Origin of the sequence: Rhodomicrobium sp. (assembly GCF_047605405.1) — a bacterium.
GTDB classification, from domain to species: Bacteria; Pseudomonadota; Alphaproteobacteria; order Rhizobiales; family Rhodomicrobiaceae; genus Rhodomicrobium; species Rhodomicrobium lacus.
Genome location: NZ_JASGFR010000015.1, coordinates 15,507 through 34,198, shown reverse-complemented (window position 1 = coordinate 34,198; position 18,692 = coordinate 15,507). Strand labels below are relative to the sequence as shown.

The following is an 18,692-nucleotide window of genomic DNA, read 5'->3' as shown; positions in this document are numbered from 1 at the left end:
TCACGACTTCCTCGCGAAATTGTTTGTCGTAATCCGTAAATTCACGGCTAAGAACGCGAACTGAAAATCTGCTTTTGTGTCTGCTTCCGTTATAGGATGACGGAATGGGAAACCGAGGAGGACATCCCGTGGCCGAAGAATGGCTTTATCAAATTCGCGTCGGGCTCAGCGATCAGGCGGCCAGTCTCCTCAACGTCGATCCGCAAAACAGCGTGTTGCAGTCCTTGACCGAGGTCCTTCACAAGCATCACGCCGCAGCGATAACCGTTTACGATGCCTTCTCCGGCTATGTCAGCGAGGCGGAACAGCAGGGCGTGGAGCGCTATCCGCTCTATGCCTGGACGAAGGCCGCGCTGGACGATCCCGCCAAACGCGAGAAATTTGCCAAATTATGCACGCTGCACGTGAACGGCGACGAGGTTTATGAAAAGGAGGTTGCCGACGCGCTCGAAGCGGATCTGCTGCCGCTCGTGGAGGGTGGCGTCCTGACCCGCGTGACGAAGCACGACTCGAACCCGGCGAACAATCCGCAGCCGCCCGCGCGTTTCCGGTAAGCCTCGCGTCCGAGCCCGAGGCTTTGCTGCGTTCGAGGCGAACGGCGGCAGAGCCTTCGTCCCGTGGGCAGTTACTGTGTCGCGACTGTGAAAAGCCTGCCGTTCAAGCAGGAACCCGAGCTGGACTGCGTGAGTCTCGCGCGTTCAAGTATGAACGCGGCGATGTTGGGGCAGGGGAACTGCCGCACGTCCGGCGACAAATGCTGGTAAACCAGGAAGTCTGGATTGAGGTTCGTGACAAGCGGATGCCTTGGCCGGAGTCCGCGCGCACTTTTTCTTCGCGTCTTGTTTTTCTTTGCTTGAGGGGCTGCTTTTCGAGGCGACGGGATTGCGCGGCATGCGCCATTTCGCCTATGAGAAGGCATGAACATTTTCCTGAATTTCGAAACGCGAATTCGCGCCATCCTGCGCGAGATGCAGGCCGAAGGCGCGCTCCCCGAGGATGCGAAGCTCGATAGTTTCGTGGTCGAGCCGCCGCGTCAGGCGACCCATGGCGACCTCGCCACCAACGCGGCGATGGTGCTGGCGAAGCCCGCCCGACAGAACCCGAAGGCGCTCGCGGAAGTCATCGCCGCGAAGCTCGCCCGCGACCCGGACATCGAGAAGGTCGATATCGCCGGGCCCGGCTTCATCAACCTCACGCTGAAACCGGCGATCTGGGGCGACGTGCTGCGCGCGGTGCTCACGCAAGGGCCGGATTACGGACGCGGCACGCTCGGAGCAGGCCAGCCCGTCAACGTGGAGTACGTTTCCGCAAATCCGACAGGCCCGATGCACGTCGGTCATACGCGCGGCGCTGTGTTCGGCGACGCGCTGGCGAGCCTGCTCGACTTCGCGGGTTACAAGCCGACGCGCGAATATTACATCAACGACGCGGGCGCGCAGGTCGATGTGCTCGCGCGCTCCGCGCATCTGCGCTATCGCGAGGCGCTCGGCGAAGACATCGGCGAGATCCCGGCGGGCCTTTATCCGGGCGATTACCTGAAGCCCGTCGGCGCCGCGCTCGCCAGGGAGTTCGGCGACACGCTCAAGGGCGATGAGGCCGAATGGCTGCCGAAGGTGCGCGAGCGCACCATCGCGGCGATGCTCGACATGATCCGCGACGATCTCGCCTCGCTCGGCATCGCGCACGAGGTGTTTTTCTCGGAGCGGTCGCTGACCGCGAACGGCGATGACAAGATCGCCGAGACCATCGAGTTTCTGCGTGCGAAGGGCCTCATCTACGAAGGCCGCCTCGCGCCGCCCAAGGGCAAGCTGCCTGACGATTGGGAAGACCGCGAGCAGACGCTGTTCCGCGCGACCGATTTCGGCGACGACGTTGACCGCGCGCTGAAGAAGTCGGACGGCTCCTACACCTATTTCGCAGCCGACATGGCCTACCACAAGACGAAGATCGAGCGCGGCTTCAGGACGCTCATCAACGTGCTTGGCGCGGATCACGGAGGCTACATCAAGCGCCTCACGGCGGCGGTGAAGGCGCTGTCGGGCGGCGAGGCGCAGGTCGACGTCAAGATCTGCCAGCTCGTGCGTCTGTTTCGCGGCGGGGAGCCGGTGAAGATGTCGAAGCGCGCGGGCTCATTCGTGACGCTGCGCGAGGTGGTGGACGAGGTCGGCGCGGGGCCGGTGCGGTTCATCATGCTCACGCGCAAGAACGATGCGACGCTGGACTTCGACTTCGAGAAGGTGCTCGAACAGTCGAACGATAATCCGGTGTTCTATGTGCAATATGCCCATGCGCGCGCCTCATCGGTTCTCGGCAAGGCGCATGAGGGCTTCCCGGATATGGACCTTTCGACCGATTCGCTTGCCAAAGCGGACTTTTCGCTGCTTGTCGACGATGCAGAGGTTGCGCTCGTGAAGAAGCTCGCGGAATATCCACGGCTTGTTGAGCAGGCCGCGCAAGCCCATGAACCTCACCGCGTGGCATTCTATGCGCATGAAATTGCTGCGTTATTCCATAGTCTCTGGGCGCGAGGCAAAGAACTGCCACATTTGCGTTTCATGGTTCCCGCAAGCTCGGACATTACAATGGCGCGCATGGCGCTTATAACAGGGACCGCGCTAGTATTGCGCTCTTCTTTGAAGTTGCTCGGCGTAGAAGCAATTTCAGAAATGCGTTAGTCCTGCCCCGGTCCGTGAATAGCGAATATGGAGGACAATCGTTCGATGTCTACGAATGACGATTCGGCATCGCGGCGCGGACGGAGTCCTGTCGAGGGAGAAAGGCGAAACCCCGCACAGGAACGCGACGAGAGATGGGAGCAATCGTCTTCGCGCGATCCGGCTTCCGTCGGGTATCCCGAGCAGCGCGGTCGTGAGCCGCAGCGTCCGGCCTTTTCCAATTTCAGCCGCCACGCTTACGAGCAGCCGCGCCAGATTCCGCAGCCTCCCGTCCAGCCGCCGTTCCCGTCGCGGAGCGAGCCGCCCCGGTTCTCCGATCAGGGCCCCGCGAGCTATGTGCCGCCACCGTCGCCCTATGCGCCGGAGCCCGGCCCGATCGACTATCGCAGGGAGTCCAGCGACGATCTTTTCGTGAGGGATACCCCGCAGTTCGATATACCCCCTTTCCCGGCGAAAGGGCCCGCGTATCAGGACGACCTTTACGAGCAGCCCGTGCAGCGTCAGCAGGATCCTTACGCGAATCTGCCGGTTCGTCAGGCTCCGCCCGCGCCGCAGGCCCCGGCGGCGCGTCAGGATGATGCGGCCTATTACCAGCGCGAGGTCCGCTCGCCGCTCGACGACTACGATCAGGGTTTCGCTTCGCAGGAAAGGCAGGCGTCACGCTTTTATTTGCCCGAGGAACAGCCGCAAGCGCAGCCGCCCTTGCCGCCTCGGAGCCCCCAGCCGGATCGCGGTTTCTCGTCGCAGCCGGATCGCGGCTACGCAGTGCAACCGCCGAAAGCTCCGGGCGACCGCGGCTATGCTCCGCAGCCGCCGCAGCAGAGCGCTCCGGTCGATCGTGGCTACGCTCCCCAGCAACCTCAGGGCTTCGCTCAAAACGCTTACGCCTCGCAGGATGATTACGGCGCGCGCTTTCCCGCTCAAGGCGGATGGGCCGACGACGCGGCTCCGCATGGCGACGACCTCAGCCGTCATAATCCTCACGCGGACGAACTCGACGAGGATTTCTTCGCAGACGAGGACGAACTCGAACAGGATCTCGGGCCCCAGCGCAAACGCAGCCGCAAGCTCCTTGTCGCGGCCGCGCTTGTCGGCGCGATCACGGTCGGCGGCGGCGGAGCGTATCTTTACAAGTCGATGAGCGGTCCGGTGGATGAGGCTGGCGTCATCCGTGCAGATAATCGACCGCTGAAGGCCGCACCCGAAAACCCCGGCGGAAAGCAGTTCCCCAACGGCGAAAAGACGATCTACGACAGGCTCACGCCGGACGGGCAGCAAGTGCAGGCGGCTTTCGCGGCTCCGGCTTCCGCGCCCGCTCCGCAAAGCTATGCTTCGGCATCGGCCGCGAGCGGCGGTCAGCCGAATTCGCTTGAGGACCGCATAGACGAGGCTTTGCGAAAGGCCCAGCGCACCGGTGATGCGCCCCAGCCGTCCGGGCCCGTCGCGCGCGGTCCAGATCTGCCCACGGTGGTGCGGAGCGAGGTCTACCGCCCGGATGGGACGCGCGTCGACACGAATCGGGCTCCGGCACCCAGCATAGCCAGCGCGGCGAATGGCGAGTTGCCACCCCCGTTTGGCAATGGACCCTCCACATTCCCGGCCACTCAGGCCGTGCCGTCTCCGGCTCCGGCGGTTCAGCCGTTCCGAACCGGCGCCGTGCCCTCGGCTCCAGCGCCGGTTACCAGGTCGGCCTCGCTGACGCCGGCGGAGCCTGCGACGGCATACGCCACACCGGCGCCGGCGGGCAGTTTCTGGGTGTCGTTGAAATCGGCGCCCGACGAAAAGGCGATCCAGCGCGATATTCCGATCCTGACCGACAAATACAAGGGAGCGCTCGGCGCCGTGCCCGTGCAGGCGAAGATCGCCGACCTCGGTTCCAAGGGCGTTACTTTCCGTGCCGTGGCGGGACCGCTCGGCACGCGTCAGGAAGCCCTCGATCTGTGCCAGAGGATCAAGGGCGTCGGCGGCGACAAGGCCTGCTTCGTAACGAACTAGCGGTCCGAATCTGAGATTTGCATCCGTTTGCACGACGCTTGCGAAGGCGCGCAAGAACCGGCACTCCGCTCGTACGCAGGGCCCGGATAGCCCCTGCGCGTCGAGTTTCGCGCGTGCCTTTGATGAAAGGCGCGCGCTTCAGATTACGTTCGGAAAAGCGAGAGCGGATCGTTACGCGTAAAATGTGTGCGGTCCGATGCCGTATGTTACAGGTGTCATCGGCTTCCCGTAATCGAGCCCCGATTTAACGCAGGCTAATCTGGACGCGATCTACCCGAATCGACCCCGATCGGTCGACGGGGCATCCGAACCGCTTTCGTTCGCCCCTTATGGGTGGCGTCAAACTCCCCACCGGCATGCAAAAGGCTGGCGAGACGCCGGCCCTTTTCATCGATGCTGTTGTCTCGAAGCTGCCAGAGCTTGCGGCTTTCTAGTTATCCAGGAAGCTTCTCAGCTTCCTCGAACGGCTCGGGTGCTTCAGCTTGCGCAGCGCCTTCGCCTCGATCTGGCGGATGCGTTCGCGCGTCACCGAGAACTGCTGGCCGACTTCTTCCAGCGTGTGGTCGGTGTTCATGCCGATACCGAAACGCATGCGCAGCACGCGCTCCTCTCGCGGCGTCAGCGAGGCCAGAACGCGCGTTGTCGTTTCGCGAAGATTCGACTGAATCGCCGCGTCGATTGGCAGGATCGCATTCTTGTCTTCGATGAAATCGCCAAGGTGGCTGTCTTCCTCATCGCCGATGGGCGTTTCGAGGCTGATCGGCTCCTTCGCGATCTTGAGGACTTTCCGCACCTTTTCCAGCGGCATGGAAAGCTTCTCGGCCAGTTCTTCCGGCGTCGGTTCGCGGCCGATCTCGTGCATCATCTGGCGCGACGTGCGGACGATCTTGTTGATCGTCTCGATCATGTGCACCGGAATACGGATGGTCCGCGCCTGATCCGCGATAGAGCGCGTGATCGCCTGCCGTATCCACCACGTGGCGTAGGTCGAGAACTTGTAGCCGCGGCGGTATTCGAATTTATCGACCGCCTTCATCAGGCCGATATTGCCTTCCTGAATAAGGTCGAGGAATTGCAGACCGCGATTGGTGTATTTCTTGGCGATGGAGATCACGAGGCGAAGGTTTGCCTCGACCATCTCCTTCTTCGCCTGCCGGGCTTCACGTTCGCCCTTTTGCACAATCTTTACGATACGGCGGAATTCGGCGATATCCAGTCCGGTTTCGGTGGCAAGCGCGTAGATTTCCTGACGGATTTCATCGATGCGCTGGCGCTCCTTCTCGACGAACTTCTGCCAGCCCTTGCCTTTCAGGGTGCCGATGCGGTCGATCCAGTTCGGATCGAGTTCGCTGCCCTGATAGTAGGACAGAAATTCGTCGCGGCGGACGCCGAAACCGTCGGCGAGGCGCAGGAGCCGGCCTTCGTAGCCGATCAGGCGCTTGTTGATGTCGTAGAGCTGTTCGACAAGCGATTCGATACGCGCAGGGTTGAGCGATAGGCTCTTCACGTCCTGAATAACCGCGTCGCGCAGCTTCCGGGAGCGCTTTTCCTGCTGCGGCGACAAGGCGTCGTCGGCGAGCTTGCGCTCGACATGCTGATCCTGAAGCTTGCGGAGCTTCTTGTATTCGGTTGCGATCCGATCGAAGGTTTCGAGAACCTTCGGCTTGAGTTCGGCTTCCATCGCCGCGAGCGACAGGCTGTTTTCGAGGTCGTCGTCCTCGTCCTCGCCACGGAACTCGGTGGCTTCACCTTCGGGGCCGATGGCGTCGCCATCCCCGCCTCGCGCCGCGTGTCCGTTCGCGCCATTAAGGCCGCCTACGCCGTTTGAGGCAGGGCGAGCGCTGCTTGCGGGTTGCGGTTGCGGACGCTCCTCGGGCTCGTATTCTTCTTCGGAACCGTCGCCCTCCTCGGAACGCGAGAACGGGCCGGAATAGGTCGCTTCGAGGTCGATGATATCCCGGAGGAGAATTTTCCCCTCGTTCAACTCGTCACGCCAGATGATGATGGCCTGGAACGTCAGCGGGCTTTCGCAAAGACCGCCGATCATGGCTTCGCGGCCCGCCTCGATGCGCTTCGCGATGGCGATTTCGCCCTCGCGCGACAGAAGTTCGACGGAGCCCATCTCGCGCAGATACATGCGCACCGGGTCGTCGGTGCGTTCGCCCACCTCGCTGGAGCGCTCTTGCTTGACGGGCAGATTGGCTGGCGTGGCCCGATCGTCTTCGTCGTCGTCGAGATGCTCGGCGGAGGCTTCCTCCACCTCTTCGGCGTCGACGACGTTGATGCCGAGGTCCGAGAACATCGTCATGATGTCCTCGATCTGGTCCGGGGACACATCCTCGGGCGGCATGACTTCGTTGATCTCGTCGTAGGTGACGTAACCGCGCGCCTTTGCGGTTTTGATCAGGCGTTTTACGGCGGCATCCAAAAGATCAAGAACCGGGCTGTCCGTGGATTCGGACGCTTGCGTCTCCTGGTCCTCGTTTTTTGTCGTCGCTGTTGCCATCATGCGCTCCAGAAATGCCGGGAAACGGGGCTCGCAAGGGGATGCCACCCCGTCAGGGTAGTCAATTCTCGTTGTGTACGTTCAAGACGTATAGCGGCGCTCGCTGGAGAGCCTGCGATCCAGGATCATCGAACCACTTGCAGAAATACGTGGCTGTGCTTAATGCGCCGTTACCCATGAAGCTCGTTTTCCGCCCTGCCACGCGCCTCATATACTATCTGGTGAATGTTTGTGTCGCTCGCAATATAGGCGAGTTGATTAAGACGACACAATTTCAACCTGTTGTTTCACGGCAATGAGCCGAACCGCATTTTCGTCGGACTGGTCGCTCATCCATTCATTCTCCGCCTCCAGCAGCGAACTCGGAACGCCTGCCTTGTCATGAAGCATCATGACATGACGCCAGCCCTCCTGGACCTGCTCTTTTTCTGCATCCGGCGCGAAATGTGGATCAGCCTTGTAAGCGCACGCCTTATCTAGGCGCTCAAGCTCCGCCTCATAGCCCTCCTTTGAGAGGTGCTCTAACAATTTTTTGTTGTCAAGCGATTCATCAATCTGATGCACGGTTAACACAGCGTCGCGGAGACGGTTGCAATCTGCATCCACAAACGGAATCCGAGCGATCTCCTCCATATGGTCATCGATCAGCCACGGATGGGTGAGAATGGCGCCGATGATGACGGCTTCCCTAGGCGCGGTCACGGGCGCTGCCGCCTGCGCCAGCGGGCTGGACAGAAGCTCGCTCGTGCGCTGTGGAAGCATGGAGCGACCGGCGGCCGCGGGGCGCTGCTTGCGGGCGCCGCCGGTCGGCGCGAGCATGGAGCGGGTGCGCCAGCTCTCTGCATCGGCGCGCGGACGCGGCAGACCGCCGCTTTTGTGGCCGATGCCGCGAAGCCGTTCTCGGAACCCGGCCAGATAATGAAAGCGAAGGCTCTTGTGCTCGATCTTCTGCGCGGCCTCGGTGAGGCGCGCCTCGAAGCTCGCGCGCTGTTCGGGCGTGTCGAGGGCATGCTTTTCGGCCTCGCGCGACCAGAGCACGTCGATAAAGGGCAGCGGTTCGGCCAGAAGCTTCGCCAGCGCGTCCCGTGCGCCGCTCGACACCATGTCGTCCGGGTCGCGGCCTTCGGGCAGGAAGGCGAATTGCAGCGAGCGGCCCGGTTCGAGGAACGGAAGCGCGGTATCGAGCGCGCGATGGGCGGCCTTGCGGCCCGCCGCGTCGCCGTCGAAGCAGAGCGTCGGAAGCGGCGACATCGCCCATAAAAGCCGAAGCTGATCGGCGGTGAGCGCGGTGCCGAGCGGCGCGACCGCGTTCGCGAAGCCGGCGCGGGCCAACGCGATCACGTCCATGTAGCCTTCGGCCAGGATCACGGCGCGCCCGGCCTTCGACGCATCGCGCGCGGCGGCATGATTGAAGAGCACATGGCCCTTGTGGAAGAGCAAAGTCTCGGGAGAGTTCAGGTATTTCGGCTGTTGATCGGGTTGCAGCGCACGACCGCCGAACGCGATGACGCGGCGTTTTGTGTCAGTGATCGGGAAAATGAGGCGGCCGCGAAAACGGTCGTAGGGAACCGGAATATCGTCGCCGTGAATGAGGAGCCCGGCGTCCTGCATCTCCGCGAGCGTAAAGCCCTTGGCCGAAAGATGCTGCTTCAGCCGCGTCTTTGAGTCAGGCGCGAAACCGAGCCGAAATGCGGCGATCTCCGCCGCGCCGACGCCGCGCTTTTCGAGATAGGCGCGAGCTGCCGTCCCGTCGAGGCTCGACAGCGCCACCTCGAAAAATCGGCATGCCTCTTCCAGCGCCGCCCGCACGCGGTTTTCGTGGCTCTCCTTCACCGCGTCCACGGGCTCGGGTTCCGGAAGCATAACCCCCGCTTCGGCCGCGAGCCGCTCCACCGCTTCGGGGAAGGAGAGACCTTCGACCTTCATCAGGAACGCGAAGATGTCGCCGTGCTCACCTGTCGCAAAGCAGTGGTAGAAGCCCTTGTGGTCGTTCACCGTGAAGGAAGGCGAGCGCTCGGTCTTGAACGGAGACAAGCCGATATATTCGCGGCCCTGCCGCTTCAGCTTCACGCGCCGCTCCACGACGCGGCTGACGGGCAAGCGGCTTCGGATTTCATCGAGCAGGTCGGGCGGATAACGCATGCTGACTAGAGGTCCGATTCCAACATTTGCTTACCTTTGCGGCACCCTTGCGGGCAGACCGGAACCACAAGGCCACAAGGTTTTATCTGACGGGAATGAGCATTCGACGTTCGAGCGAGAGCTTTCCGCAACCCGGACACAAATGTCAAATTCGCTCCGATACGCATTCTGTTCTCGCCGCAGCGCGGAACGGATAGGCTGCGCGGGGAATATGGATCGATTCGCGCGAGGCTTCGCTTGTTTGGGCGACGGGGGGCTGACTTTTCCGCGATATCCTCCATATTGCACGCGTTGAAAGATGGTTGGTTCGATGATTTTCCTGGCGATAGGGCTTCTGGCCGTCAGTTTCGCGCTCTACCTGCTGACAGGCGACGGCGACACCATCGCCGGCCTTCCGCGCGACGAATTTCCGCGCGTCGCCGCACTCCTCGCACTTCTCATCTTCCTGATGGCGGGGGTTACGCGGCTCACCGCCGGACGCGTGGGCGACGCGCTCAAGGCCCTCGGAAGCTGGGCGGCGATCTTTCTTGTCGTCATCTCTCTTTATACCTATCGGACGGAACTGGGCGAGGTACGCGACCGCGTTGTCGAGGAACTCAACCCCGGCACGGTGCAGACGGTTTCGCCCGGTACGGAAGGCACGGGCAAGGGCGCCGTGGTGTCGGTCAGGCGGCAGGGCGACGGCCATTTCATCGCCAAGGTGCAGGTGAACGGCAAAGCGGTCCGCATGATCGTCGACACCGGCGCATCCACGGTCGTTCTTCGCCCCGAGGATGCGCGCCGCGCGGGCATCCTCCTCAGCGCGCTCGATTATACCGTGCCTGTCGATACGGCCAACGGCCGCGCTTTCGCCGCTCGCGTGAAGCTCGACAAGGTCTCGCTCGGCGCTGTGACGCTCGAAAAGGTCGATGCGCTTATAACGCGTCCCGGAGCGCTGCATCAGAGCCTTCTCGGTATGAGTTTTTTAAGCCGATTGCGGTCTTATGAATTCTCAGGGAACAGGCTCATGATGAAGAGTTAGGGCGAGGCGCGCGCCCCCACTTTCATCGCGGTGCCGGTCGTTACGGGGAATGGTAGCCGCCGATGGAAAGCCGGTCGTTTCAGCGATTGATCGCGAAGGAACTCTTCGTCTGGTCGGTTGCGTTGGTTGGAGCCTACGCCACGTTCCATTCGTTTGAGCCGCTCTACGAACGCGTTCGGCAAGCGGCGAACGATGCCGGGTTCTCGCATCTTTTCAGTTTCGAACAGACATCGCCGGGAGTGTCCCGCTTCAACACGCGCGTGTTGACGGCTTCATCGCTGCCCTTGCGCGGGACGATCAACGCGGGGCAAGCCGATCAGGCAGCGACCGCGCGCAAGGTTGTGCTGAGCGCCAACGACTACGGCCATTTTCACGCGATGGCGTCCATCCGCGGCCAGCAGGTCGAGTTCATGACCGACACGGGCGCGACCTATGTCGCGCTGTCCTATGAGACGGCGCAAAAGCTCGGCCTTCAGCCGCAATCCCTGCGGTTCAACGGGCGGTCTACAACCGCGAACGGTGTGGCGCGTGTGGCTTCCGTGACCCTCGATCAGGTGCGTATCGGCGATATCACGGTGCGCGACGTTCAGGCCGTGGTGGCAGAGCCCGGCCGCATGGCTCAGAACCTGCTCGGCATGAGCTTCATCAAGCAGCTCTCGGGCTTCGAGCTGAACGGCTCGAAGCTGACGATGATCGAATAGCGTCGGTCTCGCGGCTTCAGGCGCGCTGGGCGGCGCGCCGCTCGCTGATCGCGCCAACGAGGCTCGCGAGCAGCACGGCGAAGATGCCCGTCACGAAGATGCCGTCGAACGTCCCGGCTCCGCCGATGGAGGCGACCGGCGTGCCGATCTTTCGGATCTCGTCGAGGTTGAGAAGATCGGCGCCGATGAGCGTGCCGAGACTGCCGCTGACATAGGCGACGGAGGGCGCCTTGCTCCAGGCCACGATCAGCGCGGCGGCGCAGGCGAACAGTGGCGGAATGAAGATCGGGATCATGATGCCGGCACCGGGGACAGGCTCGGCAACCATGTAGCAGACGGCGCTGACGATGGCCGTAGCCAGGATGCTCGGCAGCCAGATCCTGTTCGTCACCAGAAGATAAAACGACAGAAGGATCGGAATCACCGCGCCGCCGATGTTGATGGCGATGATGGTTCCAGGCCAGTCGACCTCTTTCGGCAACGCGACTTCCATGCCGAAAAAGTCCACATATTGGCGCACGACCACCGTTTCGCCGGGAAAATGCGCGAGCGGGATGTTGACATAAGAGCCTGCGAGGCTCGCCAGCAGCAGCAGGATGGCCGACAGTGGCGTGATACCGAGGCGGGTATAGACGTAGCGGATCAGGCCGATCTTGATGAGAACGCCAAGGACGAGCAGGGCGCCCATCAGCGCGATGTACAGTTCGCTGGATACCGGCAGGTAGTCGAGATGGCTCGAAAGCATTGCGTCTTCCTTGCGGCTGGGGCGCACGGCCCTTTCTGGAAACGTGCGAAGGGTTGATCTCGATCCGTCGACGGCCTGACGTTCGCGTCGCGGACGCGCGAGGACACCGCCGCCACAGTCCGGTGACCGCCCTTTCGACAAAAAGTGCGCGTCTCGTCGGAAGCGCTTCCCGGGAGCCATGCTAAGCCACGGGGCTGAGAAAATCGTTGAGAACCCACGAGCCTTCGAGCGCACCCCGGCCCTTACGACCGGATGATGCCGATCACGCGAATTATTTCGAACGGCCACGCGTTCGTTTCGTGAAACCGTCCTGAATCTGGTTTAGCTTCTCGCGAGTTTCAGGAAGGCCGCAGGTTCGCATGCAAGACAAGGTGATGCTTCCCGAGGAAGCGAAAACGCGTCCCGCGCGCATGGCGCAGCATTTTCGCGAAATCGTGCTCTGGCCGCTCCAGATCGTCACCTCGGGCGAGAAGAGCGGATTCGGAGGCTGCGGCGCGCTGTTCGACAAGGAGAGCGAAGACACGCCGTGGCGGTCCGCAGGGCCGTTCGGCGGCGATCATTTCGAAGAGCGGCATTACCGCGAGTTCATCTCGTTCCTCCCGCACGCGCAGCGCTTTCTGTATGGCGACGCCCCGGATGCCGCGCGGAAGAATCCCGGCGACCTGCCGATGAAGGTCTATCGGCGCAGCGACATCAAGAAGGTGCGCATCACGACGGAGCGCGGCGCGACCCCCGTGATCTGCGATGTTTCGCATATCGACCTGTATTTCTTCTATGAGGTGAACACGGCCATTCTCGTCTGCGAGATCGGGGCCGAGAACATTCCGCTCGAAATAGCGCAGGGTGTGACGCAAACCTTCGGGCGAGCCTATCCGGCCGGGTGGACGAAGGACGGCCAGCCCGTCCACTGCGCGGCCCGCGTCGAATGGCTCGACGAGGCCGGCGCCGTTCTAAGTGCGTCGGATTATGAAGACCGCGAACGTTATATCGACTTCGTCGGCACCCGCCGTTCGCCCTGCATCGCGCGGCACTGGGAATTCGTGCTGTCGCCCATCGTGAACGCGGCGTCGAGCGACACGGGCCGCCTCAGGTTCCGCGAGATAGAATATTATCGAATGCCGGTGATGACCTATATCACGCTGCCGTCGCTCGACGTGTTGACGAAGCGCGATTACATCGCGCTCACGCTCGCGACACGGCCGTCGAAGACCGGCATCATGCCCTATTCCAAACGCTTCGTGCAGAAGTTCGAGGCGAACCACGTCTACGACCGCATGTATTCGGGCGGCCTCGACGCGCCGGAACTCGAAACGCGCTTCCTGACCTCCGGCGAAGCCTTCGCCATCGTTTCGGCGGGCGACAATCCGAGCCTGACGGACGACCAGCGCGGCCTGTTGAGCCAGTTCCGGCATCAGTATTTCCGGCTGTTCCTCGTCGCCCACTTTCACAAGGCGTCGCTCCTGATGATCTCGGATCAGCTCGTTGCGACGCTGAAGCGGCTCGATCCGACGAAGCCCGACTCGCGCATGGCTTTCCGCGACGAGACGCTGCTCCTGCAGGAGAATTTCCTGCGCTTCTCGCAACGCTATTTCTTCACGGAGCTTTCCGGCCGCGCGCATGTCCGCGACCTGTTCCGCATGCTGCGCAAACATCTCGCCATCGACGCGCTTTTTGCCGAGGTCCGGAGCGAACTCTTCGATCTCGTGAAGTATCTCGACAGCAACGCGCTCCGCAAACAGAACGCTTCGATGCACCGGCTCACGGTCGTCACCACGGTCGGCCTCATCGGCACCATCGTGACAGGCTTCCTCGGCATGAACCTGATCGCCTACGCCGAGGAGTCCATGTCTTTCCGTGTCGAATATTTCTTCGCCGTGCTGGTCGCCGTCACGATATTCGTTGGCCTCACCATTATCTATTCGAGACGCCTGACCGATCTCTTCGACAAGCTGTCCGGCGAGAACCAGCGCGACCGCGAAGAGCCGCCGTTCTGACGGGCGCTTCCGCTAGGCGAGGCCGAAGCAGGTCCGCAGGAATTGGCCCGACGCAAGGAGGCCGTGCCCGTCGATGCCGTGCCCGAGGCCGGGGCGGATCTGCCATTGCACCGGCACGACGGCGGCTGCCAGCGTTTCGCGCGCGAGGTGGATCGCGTCGACGGGGATCACTTCATCCGCCGATCCGTGGAGCAGCAGAACCGGCGGCTTCGCCTTGATCTCACCGGCGAGCCGCGCCGCGCCCGCGAGATGGCCCGAAAAGCCGACGATGCCCGCCACCGGCTCCGGCAGGCGCAATCCGGCTTGCAGCGCCATCATCGTGCCCTGGCTGAAGCCGACCAGCGCAACCTTCGACAGCGGCAGCCCGGCGTTTTTCGCCTCTGCCTCGACGAAGGCGGCAAGCGCAGGCTCGGCGTTGCGGACGCCCTCTTCCCACTCCCTTTCGCTCCGTGTCGTGAGCGCGAACCATTGCCGCCCGCCGAAATAGCCGGGGATCGATTCCGGCGCGTCGGGCGAGACGAAAGCGGCGTCCGGCAGAAGCGGCGCCCATTCGCGGCCGAGGCCGATGAGGTCGTTGCCGTCGGCGCCGTAGCCGTGCAGGAAGATCACGAGTTGCCGCGCCGCTCCGCCCGAGGCAGGGGCAAGGCGAGGGCCGTCGAGAACGGCTTGCGATACGGTCGCTGACATGTCGTCTCCGGGAGCTTGATCGATTACGCGGTTTCGGCGGGCGTCAGCGCCTTGATGGCGAGAGCGTGGACCGGGCCGGCAAGTTCTTCGGCAAGGGCCGCGTTCACCGCGCGATGGCGCTCGACCGAGCTTTTTCCCTCGAAGGCTGCCGACACGATGCGCACGCGAAAATGCGTTTCGCCGGACGGACCGGCGCGCCCTTGCTGCTCGACATGATGAGCGTGCTTGCCGGATTCATTTTCAATGGCGAGAGCCGTCGGAAGAAACGCATTTTCCAGTTTCTCTCGGATAGACTTTTCGACGGACATCGAACCTCCAGCCTCGAATACACAGGCGCAATTCTTGCTACAATTTACGAGGTACGATTTGGCGTTCTGTCAAGACCTTGTAAGGAGTTGCAGCTGGCCGCATACTGCGGTTGAGTGTGGATGTGAAGCCGGAAGCATCCGCACAGAACCTGGTTCCGGCAGGCGACACTCGTTTCCGCATGAAGCTCGACTCGAAATATTTCGACAGCATCCGCGTGACCAAGGGGCGCGGTCGCGGGCGTGCCGACAAGCCCGCCGCCGCGGCTCCGCGCACGTGCCAGTGGCGCGGGTGCACGAAACCTGGACCGCACAAGGCTCCCAAGGGCCGGGACGCCGAAGGAGAATATTACTATTTCTGCCGCGACCATGTCGTCGAGTACAACAAGACCTACGACTATTTCGCGGGCATGAAAGACGAAGATGTCGCGGACTTCCAGAAGTCTGCGGCCACCGGTCATCGTCCCACCTGGTCGATGGGCGTGCACGGTCACGATGCGCCGGAGCTTCACGCCGCGCGCGATGCGGCCGCCGCAGCGGCAGCCAGCGATCCGTTCGAACTCCTGAAACGGGTGCGCGGGCGCGAGCAGGCGCGATCCGCCGAAGCGCTCAAACAACGTCGCGCAGTGTCGAAGGGCGCGCTGAAACATCTTCAGGCGCTTAACCTTGACGAGACCGCCTCACCCGACGACATCAAGATTCAGTTCAAGGCCCTTGTAAAACTTCACCATCCCGATCACAACGGCGGGGATCGCAGTTCCGAGGATCGCTTCCGCGAAGTGCTCGCAGCCTATAATTATCTGAAGCAGTCCGGTCTCGTTCGCTAGTGCCGATCTCTGGCGGGCGGCCCGACCGGATGGCAAGCCGGGGAAGCGCTGGCACGAAAACAATCCCGAGGGGAAGCCATGACCAACGGTGAAGCAGGCCTGGCGGGCCTGCCCGACATGAAAGTTTCTGTCCGTCAGGTGTTCGGCATCGACAGCGACATGGAGGTTCCGGCGTATTCGCAAGCCTCCGAATATGTGCCCGATCTCGATACCGACTATCTTTTCAACCGCGAGACGACCCTCGCGATCCTCGCGGGCTTTGCCTACAATCGCCGCGTGATGATCCAGGGCTATCACGGCACCGGCAAGTCGACACATATCGAGCAGATCGCGGCGCGGCTCAACTGGCCGTGCGTCCGCATCAATCTCGACAGCCACGTGAGCCGGATCGATCTCGTCGGCAAGGACGCCATCGTGGTGCGCGACGGCCAGCAGATCACGGAATTCCGCGAAGGCATCCTGCCGTGGGCGTTGCAGTCGAACACCGCGCTCGTGTTCGACGAATACGACGCGGGACGCCCCGACGTGATGTTCGTCATCCAGCGCGTGCTCGAAGTGTCGGGCAAGCTGACGCTGCTCGACCAGAGCCGCGTGATCCGTCCGCATCCCGCCTTCCGCCTTTTCGCCACCACGAACACCATCGGGCTTGGCGACACGTCGGGCCTCTACCACGGTACGCAGCAGATCAATCAGGGCCAGATGGACCGCTGGTCGATCGTCGTCACGCTCAATTATCTGCCTTACGAGGACGAGGTGAATATCGTGGTCGCCAAGGCGAAGGGCTACGAGAGCGACGTCGGCCGCCGCACCGTCGGCAATATGGTGCGCGTGGCTGAACTGACACGCACGGCTTTCGTGAACGGCGATCTCTCCACCGTCATGAGCCCGCGCACGGTCATCACCTGGGCCGAAAACGCGACGATCTTCGGCGATGTGGGCTTCGCGTTCACGCTGAGCTTCCTCAACAAATGCGACGAGTTGGAGCGCGGTCTCGTGGCCGAGTTCTATCAGCGCTGCTTCGGCGAGGAACTGCCCGCGTCGACCGCCAATATCGCGCTCGCCTGAGCGCCGCGGGCGCGGCAGCGGCATCCGGGCCGCGCAAACAAGATCCGGGAGCGGCACGCCGCTTTCCGGCAAGACCGATAAAGCGCCTTGAAGGCTACGCCCATGCCGAACACTCCGAAGAGGAAGGCCGATCCGATCCAGCCGTTCAAGCGGGCGGTTTCGCTCGCGACGCGGTCGCTGGCGGAGAACAAGTCCGTGAACGTCACGTTCGGCCCCGAGACGCCCGGCTTCGACGGCAAGACGGTGCGTCTGCCGCTGCCGAGCCGCGCGATCACGAAAAAGGAAATCGCGATCATACGCGGCTATTCGGATTCGCTCGCGCTCATGATCTCGGCGCACGACGAGAAACTGCACAACGCCTATGCGCCGCCCTCCGGCGACGCCCGCCTGGTTTACAACGCGATGGAGCGCGCGCGCGTGGAGGCGCTCGGGTCGCTCCGCATGAAGGGCGTGGCGAAGAATCTCGATGCCAAGCTCGCCGCGATCTACGAGCGTTTCCCCGATCGCGACATCGACCGGCAGGACGCGCCGCTCGCCGACGCTCTTTCGCTCATGGTGCGCGAACGGCTCACGGGGCAGAAGCCGCCGCGCGGCGCGAACGGCATCGTCAATGTGTGGCGCGACTGGGTGAATGAGCGCGCGGGCAATATCCTCGACCGCGCCGATACCACCGTCGCCGATCAGGCTGCGTTCGCCAAGCTCACGCGTGATGTGCTCGTCGCGCTGCAATTGATGGAAGCACCCGTCGAAGACCCGGAGACGGAGCAGAAGGCCGACGCGGACGAGCAGAAGAACGAGGACAATCCCGGCGAGAGCACGCAAGAGGAAAGCGATCAAAGCTCGCAGGCTTCCGAAGCGCAGGCGGACGACGCTGAAGGTTCGGAGGCGGACGATGAAGCCGACGCCGCCGACATCACCGAGAAGGATTACAAGCCGTCCGAAACAGAAGGCAAGGAACAGCCGCATTCCTCGCGGCGGCCCAATATGTCGGTTCTCGATGCGCCGGGCGATTTCGGCTACAAGGTCTACACGCGCGGTTTCGATGAGTTCGTGCCCGCGGAATCGCTTTGCGACGCTGACGAACTCGAACGCCTGCGCGCCTTCCTCGACAAGCAACTCGCCGTGATTCAGGTGGCCGTCAGCCGTCTTGCGAACCGCCTTCAGCGCCGTCTTCTTGCGCAGCAGAACCGCTCGTGGGACTTCGACCTCGAAGAAGGCCTCCTCGACACCGCGAAGCTGTCGCGTGTCGTCACCGACCGATTTCAGCCGCTGTCCTTCAAGCGCGAGCGCGACACCGAATTTCGCGACACGGTGGTCACGCTCCTCATCGACAATTCCGGCTCGATGCGCGGGAGGCCGATCATGGTCGCGGCGTGCTGCGCCGACATCCTCGCGCGCACGCTGGAGCGTTGCGGCGTGAAGGTGGAGATCCTCGGCTTCACGACGCGGCAGTGGAAGGGCGGACAGGCCCGCGAACAATGGCTCGCCGCCGGAAAGCCGTCGCAGCCCGGCCGCCTCAACGACCTGCGCCACATCATCTACAAGGCCGCGGACATGCCGTGGCGGCGCGCGCGGCGCAATCTCGGCCTGATGATGCGCGAGGGGCTTCTGAAGGAAAACATCGATGGCGAGGCGTTGACCTGGGCGCATTCGCGCATGCTGGCGCGCCCCGAGCAGCGGCGCATCCTGATGATGATTTCGGACGGGGCGCCGGTGGACGATTCGACGTTGTCGGTGAACTCCGGCACTTATCTGGAGAAGCATCTCCGGCAGGTGATCCATGAAATCGAGACGCGCTCGCCTGTGGAACTCATCGCCATCGGCATCGGCCACGACGTGACGCGCTATTATCGCCGCGCGGTGACGATCTCGGACGCCGAAGAACTCGCGGGCGCGATGACGGAGAAACTCGCCGAACTGTTCGCCGAGCGCGGGCGCGGCACCGGCGCGCGCGGCAGGTTCCATTAGAGCGGCGGATTTGAAAGCGGCGGCGTTTCCGATTTAGCGCCGCACCATGAGTGTCGGGCAG

At 62.9% G+C, this 18,692-nt stretch carries 14 protein-coding genes; 9 read left to right on the top strand and 5 right to left on the bottom strand.

Annotation, left to right across the window (positions count from 1 at the left end):
* Positions 1-128 precede the first annotated feature (128 nt).
* The 3 genes from QM659_RS07915 (at position 129) to QM659_RS07905 (ending at position 4,670) form a co-directional block, all read left to right on the top strand.
* Complete coding sequence (locus tag QM659_RS07915; RefSeq protein WP_415187994.1) at positions 129-554, top strand: hypothetical protein; 426 nt, start codon at positions 129-131, stop codon at positions 552-554.
* A gap of 363 nt (positions 555-917) precedes the next feature.
* The gene (gene argS / locus QM659_RS07910) at positions 918-2,675 is read left to right on the top strand and encodes an arginine--tRNA ligase (protein ID WP_415187993.1); all 1,758 of its coding nucleotides are present in this window, start codon (positions 918-920) and stop codon (positions 2,673-2,675) included.
* A gap of 45 nt (positions 2,676-2,720) precedes the next feature.
* Complete coding sequence (locus QM659_RS07905) at positions 2,721-4,670, top strand: SPOR domain-containing protein (RefSeq protein WP_415187992.1); 1,950 nt, start codon at positions 2,721-2,723, stop codon at positions 4,668-4,670.
* 430 nt (positions 4,671-5,100) lie between these two features.
* Here the strand turns inward: QM659_RS07905 and rpoD are convergent, their stop codons facing one another.
* Complete coding sequence (gene rpoD / locus QM659_RS07900) at positions 5,101-7,176, bottom strand: RNA polymerase sigma factor RpoD (protein WP_127076401.1); 2,076 nt, start codon at positions 7,174-7,176, stop codon at positions 5,101-5,103.
* Positions 7,177-7,434: 258 nt separating this feature from the next.
* On the bottom strand, positions 7,435-9,318 hold the full coding sequence (gene dnaG, locus QM659_RS07895) for a DNA primase (RefSeq protein ID WP_415187991.1): 1,884 nt from the start codon (positions 9,316-9,318) through the stop codon (positions 7,435-7,437).
* A 310-nt stretch (positions 9,319-9,628) separates the two neighbouring features.
* Between dnaG and QM659_RS07890 the strand changes: the two genes are divergently transcribed.
* Entirely contained in the window at positions 9,629-10,339 is a 711-nt protein-coding gene (locus tag QM659_RS07890; protein WP_164729870.1) for a TIGR02281 family clan AA aspartic protease, read from the top strand.
* 62 nt (positions 10,340-10,401) lie between these two features.
* A complete protein-coding gene (locus QM659_RS07885) occupies positions 10,402-11,040 on the top strand; it encodes a TIGR02281 family clan AA aspartic protease (protein ID WP_127076398.1) in 639 nt (212 codons plus the stop codon).
* A 16-nt stretch (positions 11,041-11,056) separates the two neighbouring features.
* Here QM659_RS07885 and QM659_RS07880 read toward each other — a convergent pair whose 3' ends face one another.
* On the bottom strand, positions 11,057-11,785 hold the full coding sequence (locus tag QM659_RS07880; RefSeq protein ID WP_127076397.1) for a DUF1614 domain-containing protein: 729 nt from the start codon (positions 11,783-11,785) through the stop codon (positions 11,057-11,059).
* A gap of 359 nt (positions 11,786-12,144) precedes the next feature.
* Here QM659_RS07880 and QM659_RS07875 point away from each other — a divergent pair, with 359 nt between their 5' ends.
* The gene (locus tag QM659_RS07875) at positions 12,145-13,779 is read left to right on the top strand and encodes a CorA family divalent cation transporter (RefSeq protein ID WP_415187990.1); all 1,635 of its coding nucleotides are present in this window, start codon (positions 12,145-12,147) and stop codon (positions 13,777-13,779) included.
* Between the two features lie 12 nt (positions 13,780-13,791).
* On the opposite strand, the gene QM659_RS07870 is transcribed toward QM659_RS07875, so the two are convergent.
* Both QM659_RS07870 and QM659_RS07865 read right to left on the bottom strand, forming a co-directional pair.
* Positions 13,792-14,466 carry an alpha/beta hydrolase gene (locus QM659_RS07870; protein ID WP_415187989.1) on the bottom strand — a complete coding sequence of 225 codons (675 nt, stop codon included), beginning with the start codon at positions 14,464-14,466 and terminating at the stop codon, positions 13,792-13,794.
* 23 nt (positions 14,467-14,489) lie between these two features.
* A complete protein-coding gene (locus QM659_RS07865) occupies positions 14,490-14,774 on the bottom strand; it encodes a BolA family protein (RefSeq protein ID WP_303487906.1) in 285 nt (94 codons plus the stop codon).
* Positions 14,775-14,953: 179 nt separating this feature from the next.
* Here QM659_RS07865 and QM659_RS07860 point away from each other — a divergent pair, with 179 nt between their 5' ends.
* The 3 genes from QM659_RS07860 (at position 14,954) to cobT (ending at position 18,631) form a co-directional block, all read left to right on the top strand.
* Positions 14,954-15,598, top strand: coding sequence for a DnaJ domain-containing protein (locus QM659_RS07860; protein ID WP_127076663.1), 645 nt, complete (start codon positions 14,954-14,956; stop codon positions 15,596-15,598).
* Positions 15,599-15,676: 78 nt separating this feature from the next.
* Positions 15,677-16,663 (top strand): cobaltochelatase subunit CobS, encoded by a 987-nt coding sequence (gene cobS, locus QM659_RS07855; RefSeq protein ID WP_127076392.1) that lies wholly within the window; start codon positions 15,677-15,679, stop codon positions 16,661-16,663.
* 102 nt (positions 16,664-16,765) lie between these two features.
* Positions 16,766-18,631, top strand: coding sequence for a cobaltochelatase subunit CobT (gene cobT / locus QM659_RS07850; RefSeq protein WP_415187988.1), 1,866 nt, complete (start codon positions 16,766-16,768; stop codon positions 18,629-18,631).
* Positions 18,632-18,692: the final 61 nt, after the last annotated feature.

Coding starts and splice junctions, on each gene's coding strand:
- argS (WP_415187993.1), top strand. CDS start 918: ATGAACATTTTCCTGAATTTCGAAACGCGAATTCGCGCCATCCTGCGC.
- QM659_RS07905 (WP_415187992.1), top strand. CDS start 2,721: ATGTCTACGAATGACGATTCGGCATCGCGGCGCGGACGGAGTCCTGTC.
- rpoD (WP_127076401.1), bottom strand. CDS start 7,176: ATGGCAACAGCGACGACAAAAAACGAGGACCAGGAGACGCAAGCGTCC.
- dnaG (WP_415187991.1), bottom strand. CDS start 9,318: ATGCGTTATCCGCCCGACCTGCTCGATGAAATCCGAAGCCGCTTGCCC.
- QM659_RS07890 (WP_164729870.1), top strand. CDS start 9,629: ATGATTTTCCTGGCGATAGGGCTTCTGGCCGTCAGTTTCGCGCTCTAC.
- QM659_RS07885 (WP_127076398.1), top strand. CDS start 10,402: ATGGAAAGCCGGTCGTTTCAGCGATTGATCGCGAAGGAACTCTTCGTC.
- QM659_RS07880 (WP_127076397.1), bottom strand. CDS start 11,785: ATGCTTTCGAGCCATCTCGACTACCTGCCGGTATCCAGCGAACTGTAC.
- QM659_RS07875 (WP_415187990.1), top strand. CDS start 12,145: ATGCAAGACAAGGTGATGCTTCCCGAGGAAGCGAAAACGCGTCCCGCG.
- QM659_RS07870 (WP_415187989.1), bottom strand. CDS start 14,466: ATGTCAGCGACCGTATCGCAAGCCGTTCTCGACGGCCCTCGCCTTGCC.
- QM659_RS07865 (WP_303487906.1), bottom strand. CDS start 14,774: ATGTCCGTCGAAAAGTCTATCCGAGAGAAACTGGAAAATGCGTTTCTT.
- QM659_RS07860 (WP_127076663.1), top strand. CDS start 14,954: ATGAAGCTCGACTCGAAATATTTCGACAGCATCCGCGTGACCAAGGGG.
- cobS (WP_127076392.1), top strand. CDS start 15,677: ATGACCAACGGTGAAGCAGGCCTGGCGGGCCTGCCCGACATGAAAGTT.
- cobT (WP_415187988.1), top strand. CDS start 16,766: ATGCCGAACACTCCGAAGAGGAAGGCCGATCCGATCCAGCCGTTCAAG.